Origin of the sequence: Microcoleus sp. N3A4, assembly GCF_036701805.1 — a bacterium.
Taxonomy (GTDB): Bacteria; Cyanobacteriota; Cyanobacteriia; order Cyanobacteriales; family Microcoleaceae; genus Microcoleus.
The window spans coordinates 19,551-34,195 of the sequence record NZ_JAUBRJ010000001.1 but is presented as its reverse complement, the minus strand read 5'-3'; the positions used below and the strand labels follow the sequence as shown (position 1 = coordinate 34,195).

At 45.8% G+C, this 14,645-nt stretch carries 16 protein-coding genes; 9 read left to right on the top strand and 7 right to left on the bottom strand.

Annotated features, from left to right (window positions below; translation table 11 throughout):
* Positions 1-98: 98 nt before the first annotated feature.
* Both QUA56_RS00190 and QUA56_RS00185 read right to left on the bottom strand, forming a co-directional pair.
* Entirely contained in the window at positions 99-923 is an 825-nt protein-coding gene (locus QUA56_RS00190) for an SDR family NAD(P)-dependent oxidoreductase (protein ID WP_333351769.1), read from the bottom strand.
* A gap of 715 nt (positions 924-1,638) precedes the next feature.
* Positions 1,639-3,072, bottom strand: a complete 1,434-nt coding sequence (locus QUA56_RS00185; protein ID WP_333351768.1) for a carotenoid oxygenase family protein — start codon at positions 3,070-3,072, stop codon at positions 1,639-1,641.
* Positions 3,073-3,266: 194 nt separating this feature from the next.
* Between QUA56_RS00185 and QUA56_RS00180 the strand changes: the two genes are divergently transcribed.
* The 4 genes from QUA56_RS00180 to ctaD all read left to right on the top strand — a co-directional run bounded on the left by QUA56_RS00180 (position 3,267) and on the right by ctaD (position 8,254).
* Complete coding sequence (locus QUA56_RS00180; RefSeq protein WP_333351766.1) at positions 3,267-4,283, top strand: LD-carboxypeptidase; 1,017 nt, start codon at positions 3,267-3,269, stop codon at positions 4,281-4,283.
* Positions 4,284-4,387: 104 nt separating this feature from the next.
* On the top strand, positions 4,388-5,146 hold the full coding sequence (locus QUA56_RS00175; protein ID WP_333351764.1) for a class I SAM-dependent methyltransferase: 759 nt from the start codon (positions 4,388-4,390) through the stop codon (positions 5,144-5,146).
* Positions 5,147-5,368: 222 nt separating this feature from the next.
* The gene (locus QUA56_RS00170; protein ID WP_333351762.1) at positions 5,369-6,370 is read left to right on the top strand and encodes a cytochrome c oxidase subunit II; all 1,002 of its coding nucleotides are present in this window, start codon (positions 5,369-5,371) and stop codon (positions 6,368-6,370) included.
* A gap of 78 nt (positions 6,371-6,448) precedes the next feature.
* Entirely contained in the window at positions 6,449-8,254 is a 1,806-nt protein-coding gene (gene ctaD, locus QUA56_RS00165; protein ID WP_333351760.1) for a cytochrome c oxidase subunit I, read from the top strand.
* Between the two features lie 56 nt (positions 8,255-8,310).
* On the opposite strand, the gene QUA56_RS00160 is transcribed toward ctaD, so the two are convergent.
* Positions 8,311-8,466: a hypothetical protein gene (locus QUA56_RS00160; protein ID WP_333351758.1), complete on the bottom strand. Its 156-nt coding sequence runs from the start codon at positions 8,464-8,466 to the stop codon at positions 8,311-8,313.
* Positions 8,467-8,485: 19 nt separating this feature from the next.
* Between QUA56_RS00160 and QUA56_RS00155 the strand changes: the two genes are divergently transcribed.
* The 5 genes from QUA56_RS00155 (at position 8,486) to QUA56_RS00135 (ending at position 11,793) form a co-directional block, all read left to right on the top strand.
* Positions 8,486-9,109, top strand: a complete 624-nt coding sequence (locus QUA56_RS00155) for a heme-copper oxidase subunit III (protein WP_333235572.1) — start codon at positions 8,486-8,488, stop codon at positions 9,107-9,109.
* Between the two features lie 344 nt (positions 9,110-9,453).
* A complete protein-coding gene (locus QUA56_RS00150) occupies positions 9,454-9,723 on the top strand; it encodes a hypothetical protein (RefSeq protein WP_332985506.1) in 270 nt (89 codons plus the stop codon).
* Positions 9,724-9,732: 9 nt separating this feature from the next.
* Positions 9,733-10,101, top strand: a complete 369-nt coding sequence (locus tag QUA56_RS00145) for a hypothetical protein (RefSeq protein WP_333351756.1) — start codon at positions 9,733-9,735, stop codon at positions 10,099-10,101.
* Positions 10,102-10,108: 7 nt separating this feature from the next.
* Complete coding sequence (locus QUA56_RS00140; protein WP_333175565.1) at positions 10,109-10,390, top strand: HNH endonuclease; 282 nt, start codon at positions 10,109-10,111, stop codon at positions 10,388-10,390.
* A gap of 170 nt (positions 10,391-10,560) precedes the next feature.
* Entirely contained in the window at positions 10,561-11,793 is a 1,233-nt protein-coding gene (locus QUA56_RS00135; RefSeq protein WP_333351755.1) for a hypothetical protein, read from the top strand.
* Positions 11,794-11,807: 14 nt separating this feature from the next.
* Here the strand turns inward: QUA56_RS00135 and QUA56_RS00130 are convergent, their stop codons facing one another.
* From QUA56_RS00130 to QUA56_RS00115, 4 genes are all read right to left on the bottom strand, one after another.
* Positions 11,808-12,107 carry a (2Fe-2S) ferredoxin domain-containing protein gene (locus QUA56_RS00130; protein ID WP_333351753.1) on the bottom strand — a complete coding sequence of 100 codons (300 nt, stop codon included), beginning with the start codon at positions 12,105-12,107 and terminating at the stop codon, positions 11,808-11,810.
* Between the two features lie 261 nt (positions 12,108-12,368).
* Positions 12,369-13,343, bottom strand: coding sequence for a cysteine synthase A (locus QUA56_RS00125; RefSeq protein WP_333351751.1), 975 nt, complete (start codon positions 13,341-13,343; stop codon positions 12,369-12,371).
* Positions 13,344-13,408: 65 nt separating this feature from the next.
* Positions 13,409-13,993 (bottom strand): Uma2 family endonuclease, encoded by a 585-nt coding sequence (locus QUA56_RS00120; protein ID WP_333351749.1) that lies wholly within the window; start codon positions 13,991-13,993, stop codon positions 13,409-13,411.
* 35 nt (positions 13,994-14,028) lie between these two features.
* Entirely contained in the window at positions 14,029-14,613 is a 585-nt protein-coding gene (locus tag QUA56_RS00115; protein ID WP_333351747.1) for a Uma2 family endonuclease, read from the bottom strand.
* Positions 14,614-14,645: the final 32 nt, after the last annotated feature.

Sequence of the window (14,645 nt, the reverse complement as noted above, 5' to 3'; positions counted from 1 at the left end):
ACTATAACTTACATCTTGCACCATTCTCAAGAACGGGCAAGATGCCCGTTCCACAAAGAATGAGTGGGGTGGGCCGGAAAGCCCGCCCAGAAAAGGGTTTATCGCCCGCTAGCTAAAGCTTGACGCAATTTGCGATCGCGCTGCGATTTATCCCGAAGTTCAGGAGTTGCCATCCGCAACACAAAATCCAGCAGCCAAGGCGCAATTCGGTGACACCAAACTGCTAGATGACTTTGATATCCTACTAAGATTTCCGGCGCATCTTTGTGCAATCCCGCGACAAGTGCTAGGGCAACTTTTTCGGGAGTTGTGGGCACTACCCACCGGAATTGCTCCAAGTCTCGCACCATGTCGGTATCTGTTAGGGATGGGAGCAAAGCTGTGACTCGAACGTTGTACTGACTTAACTCGCTGCGTAAAGCTTGGGTGAATCCCAAAATCGCAAATTTGGTAGCAGAATAAGTCGCCATTGTCGGAGCGGCAATTTTTCCCATTAAGCTCGAAACGTTGACGATTGTTCCTTCTTTTTGAGTCGCCATTCGCCTCGCAATCAAGCGGGTAATTGTGTAAGTTCCGAGCAAATTTAAGGCGATTTCTTCCTCGATTAATGGCAGCGGGGAACGCAAGAATGATGCTTGGTGCGCGACACCCGCACAGTTGACTAGCAGGTGAATCGGGCCGCTATCTCGCCAAGCTTGGGCGATCGCAATATTCACCGCTACTGACTGAGTTAAATCCAAAGCTAACGGCACTACTTCTGTGCCAAAAAGATCGATTTCCTCTGCCAGTTCAATTAATTGCTTGCGGTTGCGCGCCACAATCAACAAGCGTTTGACTCCTTGTCTCGCTAATTCCAGGGCGATCGATCGCCCAATTCCGCGCGAAGCTCCTGTAACAAGAGCTGTTTTTCCTTGAAGTTGCATAGATTAAACCTTTTGGTTGATGCTCACCGCGGCACGGAGTTATGAGTTGTGAGTTGTGAATTATCAGTTATGAGTTGAATGTTTTGGCGGTAACAACTCATAATTCATAATTTTGGGAAAGGCTATCTTGTTCCGATAAGCCTAATTTATTCGTGGGGTTAACTCAAAACAAAAAACTTTTGAATCGCTAACGTGCGCGTGAGTTGAACTAAACTTTTAGTTTGCCAAGAATCAGTCAAATATCTGGTCATTTAACCTCATGCAAGCAGACCAGACAAACGTGAGATGAGAAAACCTAGTCGTGAATCATGGCAAAGCGGGCTTTATTACCGCTTTTTCTTCAGTCCGCAGAGGCGGACTTTGCCTGTGTAGTCGCGAATTTATTCGCCGGGGATTGGTTTCAGTCCGCAGAGGCGGACTTTGCCTGTGTAGCCGCGAATTTATTCGCCGGGAATATTCACCCCGAATTTGTCATTTTTCGGGGCTTAATTACCCCTCTTTTTTTAGTCCGCAGAGGCAGACGATATTCTGTGCAGCCGCGACTTAAAATCGCCGGGGATTCGTCCGAATTGGCACAGGATAATTGAGCAATGCAGATTATCAATTCCACACCTCCTAGATATAAGGATTTGCTCTCTACACACACCTTAACAACTAGGAGTTAAAGCGGCAACAATTTTTAATAAATCTTCCGCAACACTTCTTTACAATTTTCTCATACTGCCGATTTCCAAGTGCCGTGAAAGCCCAAAGGTATGACACTAGGCAATTCTAGCTGACAAATAGGAGCGCGATCTAGCCCTTCGCTGTCAAATATCCAGACTTCGCTGCTGTCAGAATTGCCGTCATAAATAACTGTGATTATCCAACCTTTTTCTGAGGAAATATCTGGAACGTAGATGGGCTCTGCGGGATAGCGATTTTCGCCCAAGTCGGCAATTGTGAGATTGCGGTTTTGCGTATCCAAACGGGCGATCGCACCGTAACGTTCCGCTACAATCTCAACGTCAGGCCGATACATTGCCAGATAAATATATCGCGAGTCTTGCCCTATTTCTGAAGCAGGTACCGTCGGAAATTCGCAAGGTTGATCCAACAATTCTTCGGCTGCTGTCACTTTGCCAGTTTGAGGATTGAGATGCACCCGCCACAGAGTCCCCTCCGCATCGGTGCGAGTTTCACCCGCCGCTACTTCTTTCAGGCGCTGATTAGTTTGAAAGTCAGCGAAGCGCACAAAATCTACAGCCACCGAACCATCTTCCTTGACAAAACCGTTAGCAAAATGCCACTGAAACCAAGAATTGGTTTCGCCGCGACTAACTAAAGAGAGAGTTTCCGAGTCAACAACTAATATCTGCGTTCCTAACTCGGGTTTCCATTCCAAAGAGTCGCTGTAACTGCTAATTCCAGCTAACACAGGCAAAAATTTTACTCGTACTGGCGGCACAAAAAATATTAGATACTTTCCAGCCAGAACAAAATCGTGGAGCATCGGAGGGCCATCTAAAGCAACAGTTGCTTGTTGCACAATTTTGCCTGTAGGATCGCTTTTATACAGATTCAACTTTGTACTGGCACCATGTGTAATTCCAAAGTTAAAAATATTGCCAGTAATCGGGTCGCGCTTGCAGTGAGCGGAATAAGAAGATCCACTTTGTAAACTTCCTAAATCGTCCGTTCCCTGAGTTTCCAGAGTTTGCAAATCGAGGCTGTGAGGCAAGCCGCCTTCCCACAAAGCTAAAAGGCGATCGGGCAAAGCTAAAACTGAAGTATTGGCGGCATTTTTAACAGATTTAGTCCACCGCAACCACACAGGCACCGGTGCTGTCATGCCATAATTACTGTAGAGAAATTTATCAGATTTTTCCTCAGCTTGATATCCCGCTGTTTCCACGTAGCGATAAACAGCCGCAGCACCCGCATCGGTAAAATGTACTGCCAAAATTGCACCGTCGCCGTCAAACCAGTGTCCCGCATTCATGCCGCCGCGTTGCAAACGTGCGGGCCCGTTGCGGTAGAGAGTTCCCCGCAATCCTGCGGGAATTTTACCGCTTTTAACCAATAGCTGAGTCAGCGGAAATTCCGCAGCCGGACGGGCTAAAGCTTGAGCCCAGGATTTTTTAGCTGAGATTTTAGTGTCTGTTTTCATTGGAAACTCGCAATTTTTAACTGATGTTACAGATATTTTGCTATACAATTATAGCAAAAACCATCTATAACAGTTCTCGCGTGAGCCATTCATCAATGAATTAACAATTGCTCAATCCCCCAATCTAAAATCTAAAATCTAAAATCTAAAATCTCAACCTGTACCTCACTTAATCGAACAAGGGTATAACACCTATGACTCTCCGCCGCCGTGTTCTGCTCAGAACTTTTGGGTTTACTGCTATTGGTACTCAGCTTTTGCCTATCGCCCAAACCAACCTATCTCCCAAAACTGCGATCGTTAAGCCGCGCCGCCTGCAAGTCGGCGATACTGTAGCTTTAATCAATCCTGCCGCTTTCAACTACGAAAAAGAAGTGCAGCCATTTTTTAAAGTTCTGGATAACCTGGGTTTAAAAGTTAAATTGGGAGAGCATTTTTACGACCGCTACGGCTATTTAGCCGGCCAGGATGCCGATCGCGCCGCCGATGTCAACGCAGCCTTTGCCGATGACTCAGTGCGAGCTATTTTTACGGGGATGGGCGGCTGGGGCTGCGGTCGGATCTTGCCGCTCTTGGATTACAATATTATCCGCAACAATCCCAAAATTATTATGGGATTCAGCGATATTACGGCGCTGTTATTGGCGATTTATGCTAAAACTAATAGAGTTACTTTTCACGGCCCTTTAGGTGCGTCAACTTGGAGCCCCTTTACAGTGGATTACGTCAAGAAAGTTTTGTTTGAGGGCGGCTCTGTGACGATGCAAAACTCCCAAAGCGTGCAATTTGAAACAATCGGGCGCGGCACAGCTAGGGGAAAACTAATCGGCGGCAATTTATCAGTAATCGCAGCAATGGTGGGTTCGGCTTATTTGCCGGAGTGGGAAAACAGTATTTTGTTTGTTGAGGAAGTTGGGGAAGAGGTTTATCGCATCGATAGAATGTTGACGCAGCTCAAATTAGCGGGCATTCTCGATAAAATATCAGGTTTTATTTTCGGACAGTGTACCAAGTGCGAAGCTGAAAAACCGCAAGAGTCCCTAACCTTACCTCAAGTCTTGTCCGACCACATTCGCCCTTTGAAGATTCCTGCGTGGTACGGTTCAATGGTGGGACACATCCGGGAGCAGTTCACTTTGCCGATCGGTCTAGAAGTTGAAATTGACGCAGACTCTGGTACAATCAAACTGTTAGAATCCGCTGTCAATTAAGTCTTGAACTCTTCTGGATATTACCGAGGCAGAGCCTCTGGATCTGCGTTCCCCGGCAGAGCCAGGGAACGAGAAATAAATTTAAACACAAAATCTGAAATATCGTGAAAAAAACCGCACAATTAATTAAACCCTTAACAGTAATAATTTTGACAATAATTTGCCTGTTGCCGCTCAATGCCTGTGCAGCAGCAAGTAAAACCGCCAGCAGCGACACCATTTATCAGCAGCGAACCGTCCACAATCCCGACGGCACCGGCAAATTTTACATGGGTCGAGAAATTGCCCAAGTCATGGGATATCAAGGTGCGGGTTGGCTGGAAAGACCGTCTCGCGGCATGGAAGAAAAATCAGCTCGATTAGTGAACAATCTCGATTTAAAACCAACCGATATTGTCGCCGACATTGGAGCAGGAACGGGATATTTGAGCTTTCGCATCGCTCCCTTAGTTCCACAAGGAAAGGTTTTAGCAGTTGACGTGCAGCCGGAAATGATCGATTTTATTAAATTGAATAAACAAGAAAAAAATATTGCTAACGTTGAGCCAGTTTTGGGAAGTATCGACAATCCGAATTTGCCGGAAAACAGCGTAGATTTAGTGGTGATGGTGGATGCTTATCACGAATTTGCATATCCCAGAGAAATGATGCAAGGAATTGTGAAAGCACTCAAACCGGGAGGCCGCACGGTATCGATCGAGTATCGGGGCGAAAACCCGATGATTCCCATTAAAGGTTTGCACAAAATGACGCAGAAGCATGTGAAAAAAGAAATGGCAGCCGTCGGTTTAGTATGGAAAGAGACAAAAGATATGTTGCCCCAGCAGCATTTGATGGTGTTTGAGAAAAAATCTCAAATTTAGCAGCCAAACAGAGCGATTGCTTACCATTTTTTATCATTTTTGTCAAGGTACAAAAGACTTATTTGCGTGTACGGGCGATCGCTCAGTCAAACATACTAAGCCTTAAGTAACCCTTAAGATAGACATTTTACTAAAAATACCATTTACAATTAAAACTTGATAACCCAGAGGCGCTTCTTTCATTTTTCAAGCGAAGAAGTGTCGCTATTAAGAAGTACCAGCGTGAACATTCCAAGTTCCATCCTCACCATGCTCGCCGGCATCGGAGTGACTCTGATCAGTCTCTGGTACGGGCAGAATCACGGTTTGATGCCGATCGCCGCCTCTGACGAAGCATCCGACATAGACGCACTTTTCAATACAATGATGACCATTTCCACTGGACTATTTATCATGGTCCAAGGAATTCTCATCGTTGCTGCAATTAAATATCGCCGTCGTCAAGGAGACAACACAGATGGCCCGCCTTGGCATGACAACTTTCCCTTAGAAATTCTTTGGACAGCCGTGCCGGCGGTGATTATTTTAGGAATCGGAGTCTACAGTTTTGAGATTTACAACTCAATGGGAGGCCTCGATCCGATGGGAAATCACGACCACGGAACCATGCAAGCGCACTCTAAAATGCGGGGAAGTGCGATCGCCGCCACACTCTCAGACATGGGTCAAAACACCCCACAAATTCCATCTAGAAAACTTGTTGCTCTAGGCGTCGGCGCTTCCCCAGAAAACGAAGACAAACCAGCAGACTTAGTTGTAAATGTCATGGGTTTGCAGTACGCCTGGATTTTTAGCTATCCAGAAAGCGGCGTTAGTTCCGGCGAACTGCATATGCCAGCAAACCGCGACGTACAGCTAAATATCTCAGCTCAAGACGTTCTGCACGCATTTTGGCTGCCGGAATTTCGCCTCAAACAAGATGCAATTCCCGGGCGGCCGAGCGAACTGAGATTTACACCAACTAAAGCCGGCGAATACCGGGTTGTTTGTGCTGAATTGTGCGGCGCTTATCACGGAGCGATGAAAGCTGTAGCAGTCGTTCACACGCCCGAAGAATTCGACAGTTGGCTGCAAGAACAGCAAGTTGCTAGCAGTCAAAACTTAGACCAAGCAGTTGCAGTCAACCCCGGGGAATTGTCAGACGGGGAATTTTTGGCTCCCTACGTCAGGGAAATAAAAATTAATTCCGAAACCCTCGAACAACTTCACCCAACTCATCACTAAAAATAGTCATTAGTTCCGGCCACTGGGTATTTTATCCTCAGCTAATAACTAATGACTAATAACTAATGACTAATAACTATGACACAAGCACAGTTCCAAGAAAGTGCCAACACTGAGGCTCGCGGAACAGCGCCCGCCGATAGACATTGGCGCGACTACTTCACTTTTAATACCGACCACAAAGTCATCGGTATTCAATACCTGGTAACAACTTTTATTTTCTATTTAATCGGCGGGGTGATGGCAACTTTGGTGCGAACAGAACTCGCCACCCCCGACTCCGATTTTGTCACCCCCGAACTCTACAACAGTTTATTTACTGTTCACGCGACGGTGATGATCTTCCTGTGGATTGTGCCTGCGGGAGCCGGATTTGCTAACTTTTTGATCCCCTTAATGATTGGGGCAAAAGACATGGCATTTCCCAGGCTGAATGCGATCGCCTTTTGGCTGATTCCCGTAGGCGGCGTGTTGCTGCTGAGCAGTTTTTTGGTAGGAGCTCCGCAGGCGGGTTGGACTTCCTATCCGCCTTTGAGCTTAGTTACTGCTCAAGCCGGGGAAGAAATTTGGATTCTCAGCGTCTTAATACTAGGAACTTCTTCGATTTTGGGGGCGGTAAATTTTGCCATTACCATTTTCACGATGCGGGTTCCGAGCATGAGTCTCAATGAAATGCCTTTGTTTTGCTGGGCGATGATTGCGACTGCAGCGCTGACTTTGATTGCGACTCCAGTCTTAGCCGCCGCTTTGATTTTGCTGTCGTTTGACTTGTTAGCGGGGACGGCATTTTTTAACCCGACCGGGAACGGCGATCCGATCGTCTACCAGCATTTATTCTGGTTTTATTCGCACCCGGCAGTTTACATTATGATTATGCCCTTTTTCGGGGTGATTTCAGAAGTTTTGCCGGTGCATTCCCGCAAGCCAATTTTCGGTTATTTGGCGATCGCCTATTCCAGTCTCGCAATCAGCTTTTTGGGCTTGATCGTGTGGGCGCACCATATGTTTACCAGCGGCACTCCCGGCTGGCTGCGGATGTTTTTTATGATCACGACTATGATCATCGCCGTACCAACTGGGATTAAAATATTTAGCTGGTTGGCAACTATTTGGGGAGGAAAACTCCGGCTTGTCAGCGCCATGCTATTTGGGATGGGTTTTATCTCAACATTTGTGCTCGGCGGCATCACCGGGATCATGGTGGCTTCCGTACCTTTCGACATTCACGTTCACGACACTTATTTTGTCGTCGCTCACCTGCACTACGTGCTGTTTGGCGGCTCAGTGTTTGGAATTTACGCTGCTTTTTACCACTGGTTCCCCAAAATGACGGGGCGGATGATTAATGAATTTTGGGGTAGAGTTCACTTTGTTTTAACCTATGTTGGCTTTACTGTAACTTTCCTGCCGATGCACGCTTTGGGGATGCAAGGAATGCCCCGGCGGGTGGCAATGTACGACCCAAAATTTACCACAATTAATGTCATTTGTACTGTCGGTGCTTATATGCTGGCAGTGTCTACAATCCCCTTTATCATTAATGTGATTTGGAGCTGGAGGTACGGCCCGAAAGCAGGTGACAATCCTTGGCAAGCTTTGAGTTTGGAATGGATGACGACTTCGCCGCCCCCGATCGAAAATTTTGAAGGAGTGCCGGTATTGGCAACGGGGCCTTACGATTACGGCATGGAAAAAATTCAGCGGACAGGGGAACGTCTCAGACTCAAGCTGAGGGAAAATGCCACCCGCAACGCCCAGAAAACAGGTATTCCTATTGCGGAGGCTCAAGCTTCAACTTTCTTGGGCAGTACTGCAACTTTGGTCGCTCCTGAATCTGAGATAGATGTTGATTCTCCTGCTGATGAAAGTCAAGATGGCGAATAGTTATTAGTCATCAGTCATTAGTCATCAGTCATCAGTCATCAGTCATCAGTTATTAGTTATTGCACGTTACAATATGAGAACTTTTGACTGATGACTTTTGACAGCAACAGCACACCCGCAATGTAGGGATAAATTTTTTCCCCTCTTCCCTCTTCCTTCTTCCTTCTTCCTTCTTCCCTCTTCCTTCTTCCCTCTTCCTTCTTCCTTCCCATTACCAACTAGCAATTTATTATGCAAATTCCAGCGATCGATCCGGCAAAAACAGCCCTGAATTACCACCACAATGCCGAGGTAGAAGCACACGGCGAAGAGCATCCCGACCACCGAATGTTAGGGGTAATTGTGTTCCTGTGCGCTGAAGGCATGATATTTTTCGGTATGTTTGCCGCGTATTTGATTTATCGGGCGATGGCCCCCGTGTGGCCTCCTGAAGGTACGCCGGCGCGAGAGTTATTGCTGCCGGGAATTAATACGGTAATTCTGATTGCTAGCAGTTTTGTGATTCACAATGCTGATACAGCAATCAAAAAAAATGATGCCGCAGGAATGCGGAATTGGCTGCTCGTAACTATTGCTATGGGCGCAGTTTTCTTGTTCGGTCAGGTTTACGAATACACTCATTTAGAGTTTGGCTTGACGACGAATTTGTATGCCAGTTGCTTTTACGTTTTGACTGCTTTTCACGGCTTGCACGTTACGTTGGGAGTGCTGCTGATGGTGGCGGTGGTGTGGCGATCGCGCGCGCAAGGTCACTATTCTAGCGAGCACCACTTCGGAATCGAAGCGACTGAGATTTACTGGCACTTTGTGGATGTGATTTGGATTGTCTTGTTTTTGTTGCTGTATATTTTGTGATCCCAGAGGCTTGTGGACCTCTGCCGCAAGAGATTTGTATGACCCCCAATTGGGGGTTTTTTATTGTTTGGGCTGCTGGCTACCGTGCAGGTTCGCCAACTGTTTGCGGCGGCCGTCAACTTTTGGTTACACTATAATAGGAGTAAGTTGGCGAATCAATTCCTCGATCGGCTATAAGTAAATCCCCCTAATTAAACGTAAAATACGGATGACTAAAAAGCTGGCTGCAATATGTCTTCTTCCTTCTTCCAACTTCGGTCTTCCAACTTCGGTCTACTTAGCCAGCGCGGCAGGCAAAATCTCTCGCAGTTTAATGTTCTATTTGCCCAGTAGTGTCTAATATTGTGAATCAGCAACTAAACCCAGAATTTGAGCGTTGGGCTAGAGAACACAATCAAGGTAATCTAAATTCACCTACTACTCGCCAGCTTTACGAAAATCGCCAAATATCTGTAGAGGAATATATTGGCAAATTCCGCAAAGGTGGAATTAGTGAAGTCTTGCCTGCAGAGGCCAAAACTATGTCGGTTGAAAATGCTTTAAAAGCAGGGATAGTCGGGGGTAAAAATCTGCGGAAGTTACTAACAGATAATCGCGATAAGTTCCAAAAATGAGGTGATATTGTGAATCAGCAAACTGCATCAAAAAATGATATTACTGAAACTCTCAGGCAAATGCTTAGAAGTAAGATTTTCAAAGCGATTGAAACTAATCGCGCTGAAACTTGTTTGTGCACTTTGTCTTTTCAAAGCACTGTTTGTCCCGAGAGGCACGTTTGGATTGATACAGATTTGGACGGAATAGGAATTGATTTAGAAGATTGGAAGATCGAAGGCGAATGGGACAATGCAGTGGCGCGCATCCGCGTAGACTCTCTTGAAGATGCGGTAGAAATTGTCCAAACATGGCTTTATGGCGGCAATTTGGATAACTACTCGAACGTCAATCGAGAATATGAAATGGTTTTTAAAACGCCTATAAAACAGCATTGAGAAAATTATGCAGTGCGAATTGTGCGATCGACAAATGGAAGCATTAACCGCCCATCACCTCATCCCCAAACAAAACACTAAGCGGAAAAACGAAGATCCCAGCCCGACGATCGACATTTGCTCAGCCTGTCACCGCCAGATTCACTCTCTATTTGACAACAAACACCTCGCCCAAGAGCTCAACACCCTGGAAAAGCTCAAAAATGACCCTGAACTCCAGAAATTTGTCTCTTGGATTAAGAAACAAAAAACCGACAAACGCATTCAAGTACGCGGCAAAAAAGCTTGAGCGCAATGCCCGAGCTCAGATATATAGTCCTGAATGCAGTTACTCTCTGAAACCCGGTTATTCATAAATTTTTCGTTTTCCAAACCAAAATTTTGCATAGCAACCCGGTTTGTTTGCGTAAATCCTAGTATAGTGATTTACTTATTAGTAACAAGCTGCCAACTATTATCATGAACCTCACCTCCCTCGAACTCGCAAAAGACCGAGCGCGCATCTTCAAAAACTACCTCCAAATGGAAATAGATGCCCAAGCTAACATCAACAAACTAGCTTTTTTAGACCGGGGCATTGAAAAATCCCCTTACCAACAACAAATTAAAAACTATCCCGATTATCTCAAACAGAAACCCGACGGCTTAAAAGTAATTAGCTATATTCCCGGACCCAATAATCCCCTCAAACTTACCCCCTTTCCCAGCCTGGGAGAACTACCTCAAATTAACTCTCAAGCTTTAAGTTTTCTCCACGAAGAAATCAAACAAGCCTGCGTTTGCATTGGTAGTTTTGTAGACGGCAAAATTCAGGCGCAGTGGCTGGGAAAAAACGCACTTACCAAAGCTGAGCAGTGGAGTGCTACTAAAATTATCCCGCTCCTTAATATCGTCAGTCAAGTAAATAGCAAATATCCCGACTGCGACATTGACAACTGCGTTGTTAGAGATGGCAACGGGCAAAAACAAGATTTTTACTTTTACGATGTAGCAAAAGACATGATTAGCTATGCCTCAAATATAGCAAGTTCAAATTCTTTAGCTGCGATGTTCAAACGCTTCGATACTCGCACAGGACTAGAGCAATGGCTGAAGAGCGCTACTGGCAATAACGATTTAATTTTTCGCGGCGATTACGGCGAAATCCCTTATCTCAACAACCCAAAAATATTCGATCTCAGCAAAAAACAAGTGCTGCTAAGTGCCGCAGTAAACAGCACCCAACAAAGTAATTCCGTATCTGCTTATGACTTGACCAGGCTAATTTCCATGTTAGGATGGCACTTCCACATCGAACAGCGATCGCGCATGAAAGCATCTCAGTGGAACAGCTTAGAAAGCATTGTCCGAGCAATGGGACATGACACCGCTCGATATGCGGACGTAGCAATTAAAACTTTGGGGATGGATAGCCTCATCACTTCTCCAGTAATTATCTCAAAATTGGGTTACGGATTGAGCTCGATCCGGGGAACCCTAGAAACAGTTTATGTGGCTTTAGTCCGGTTTGTTGACGAACGGCCCAAGGCGGCGGGAAAGCCGGCAAAACTCAGAACTTTAGCGATGACTTTGCGGGCAGAAAAAGTTTTAGACGGTTCCAGCAGTGTCGATCGCAAAGCGATAGAACTCGACGCCAGAGTCGCCGCCGAAGTCACGGAAATTCTGCGCCGGTTGTTTGCGGAAGAATTTTAAAGGCGGGCGATCGACTAATGAGAAAGTCGGTGAAACTTGCGGTAAAGCATCCTCTCTACCGGCTTTCCTCCCCCCAAATGTTGCTCAGTTATTGCCGCAACTTCCTCCTGGCAAACACCGCTGTACCAAACCTCTTCTGGCAGCACCAACACCATCGGCCCGTTGCCGCACTGTCCCAAACAACTGCTAGCAACAACTTCGACTTCTGAGGGCGACAATTTCTGAAACGCTGCCAGTATCTTTGCTGCACTTTGCTTGCGACAAGTGCGGTTTTGGCAAACAAGAACTCGCCTCGAAGATTCGATGATTTTCATGTTTTTTTACTTGACATTATGCTAGATATATGCTATTTTTTTATCATGGGAATAGGTGCGCGCATATATGCCCAGATTTGATATATAGCCTTTCTCAGGTAGATGAGGTATGAGTATTAATTGGTAATGGAAGTTCTTAGGTGCTTACCTCACTTAACTACATAAGCACAATTAAGAGGGCTAAAGCCCAACTACGTACCTCACTTACTTGAGAACCGCTATATGCCCAAATTTTAAGGTGCGCCGCAACGCACCCTACGATTAATCTGGTGACAGACCTTTGGAAGCTAACCATTGTCGATCGAACAAACGCGACTGATACCGAGCCCCGCCGTCGCAGAGTACCGTAACAATCGTATGTCCAGGCCCCATTTGCTTCGCTAAAGCCACCGCCGCCCCCACATTAATCCCCACAGAACCGCCCATAAACAGCCCTTCTTTTCTCAGCAGTTGGTAAATCACCCGGACAGCTTCAGTATCGTCAATTTGAATGGCGTCGTCTACCGGGGCATTCTCCATATTTGCAGTGACGCGGGTGGTGCCAATTCCCTCAGTAATCGAACTACCTTCAGTCTTAATTTCCCCAGTTTTGAAATAACTGTAAAGACCGCTGCCCATCGGGTCGGCCAAGACAATTTTAACAGCAGGATTTTTTTCTTTCAAAAACATTCCTACGCCAGCAAAAGTCCCGCCCGTACCCGTTGCGGCTACCCAAGCATCAATTTTCCCGTTTGTTTGTTCCCAAATTTCCGGGCCAGTTGTCTCGTAATGAGCTCGGCGATTGGCTAAATTGTCAAACTGATTTGCCCAGACTGCATTCTCCATTTCCGCAGCCAATCTTCCCGACAATTTGACATAATTATTTGGGTCTTTGTAAGGAACAGCGGGAACAGTCCGAACTTCAGCGCCCAAGGTTTTCAAAGCATCGATTTTTTCTTGAGATTGGTTATCGGGAATCACGATCAAACATTTGTAACCTTTAGCGTTGCAAATGTGCGCCAAACCTATGCCAGTATTGCCGGCAGTGCCTTCAACAACGGTGCCGCCCGGTTTTAGCAAGCCTTTTTCTTCTGCATCTTTGATGATGTATAAAGCAGCCCGGTCTTTTACAGAACCGCCGGGATTGAGAAACTCTGCTTTACCGAGAATTTCGCAGCCCGTTTCATCGCTGAAGCTGTTTAACCGAATTAGTGGTGTGTTGCCGATTGTGCCTACAAAGCCGTTTTTAATATCCATATTTTTTGCGTGTTTGCATCCTATTATTAATTTTTACAATAAGTTGATATTTATTGCTACCAGTTTTACCAAATCTTGCTCATATTGAGTACGAATCCGGGCAAAACGGGGTCGCCGCTAACTGTAGCCGGATTCTCCAAACATTCCTCTGGTAAACCCGGACGATAAATGTAAACTCTGCGATTTTTGCGGTCAATCAACCATCCTAACTGCACTCCTGGTTCTCTCATATATTCTTGCATTTTTTCTTGCAAGGGCTTGAGATTGTCAGAAGCAGACCTCAGTTCTACTACAAAATCCGGGCAAATCGGGGCAAATTTTTGCTTTTGTTCTGGTGACAAAGCATTCCATCTTTCCAATTTTATCCAAGCAGCATCCGGCGACTTTTGTGCACCTGTTGACAGAGTAAATCCCGTACTCGAAGTAAACGCTAAACCAGTACCATTTTGTTCTGCCCAAACCCACAACGGCCCAAATATATTACCTTCTCGGTTTCCCGTCTCCGAACCAGTAGGCGGCATAATTAGCAATTCTCCCTGCTGGCTGCGTTCAATTCGTAACTCACTATTGATTTGACAGAACTCGAAAAACTCGTCGTCTGTCATTTGCAATTTGGGCGGTATTCGCAACACAATTGTTGATGTCAACATAATTGATTTCCTCGATCGTTGCTACTATACTAAACTTACCAAATCCTGCTCATATTGAGTACGAATCCCGGCAAAACGGGGTCGCCACTGACTGTCGCGGGATTCTCCAAACATTCTTCTGGCAAACCGGGACGGTAAATGTAAACTCTGCGATTTTTGCGGTCAATTAACCAGCCTAACTGCACTCCGGGTTCTCTCATATATTCTTGCATTTTTTCTTCCAAGGGCTTTAAGTCCTCAAAATCGGGTCTGAGTTCAACTACAAAGTCAGGGCAAATTGGTGCAAATTTTTCTGCCTGTGCTTTTGATAAAGCATTCCACCTTTCCAGTTTAATCCAGGAAGCATCAGGCGATCGCACGGAGCCGATCGATAAAGTAAATCCCGTACAAGAAGCAAAAGCAATGCCAGTTCCATCTCCCTTTGTCCAAATTCCCAATTCTCCAGTTAAAATAGCATTGCGGTTGCTGCTGATTCCCCCAACGAGAGTCAATAATAGTATTTCTCCCTGCTGGCTGCGTTCAATTCGCAAGTTGCGATTTAATTGACAGAACTCGAAAAACTCGTCGTCTGTCATTTGCAATTCTGGCGGCATTCGCAATACGATCGGAGATGACAGCATTTTGCCTTTCCTGAAATCTAAAGTCTCAAACA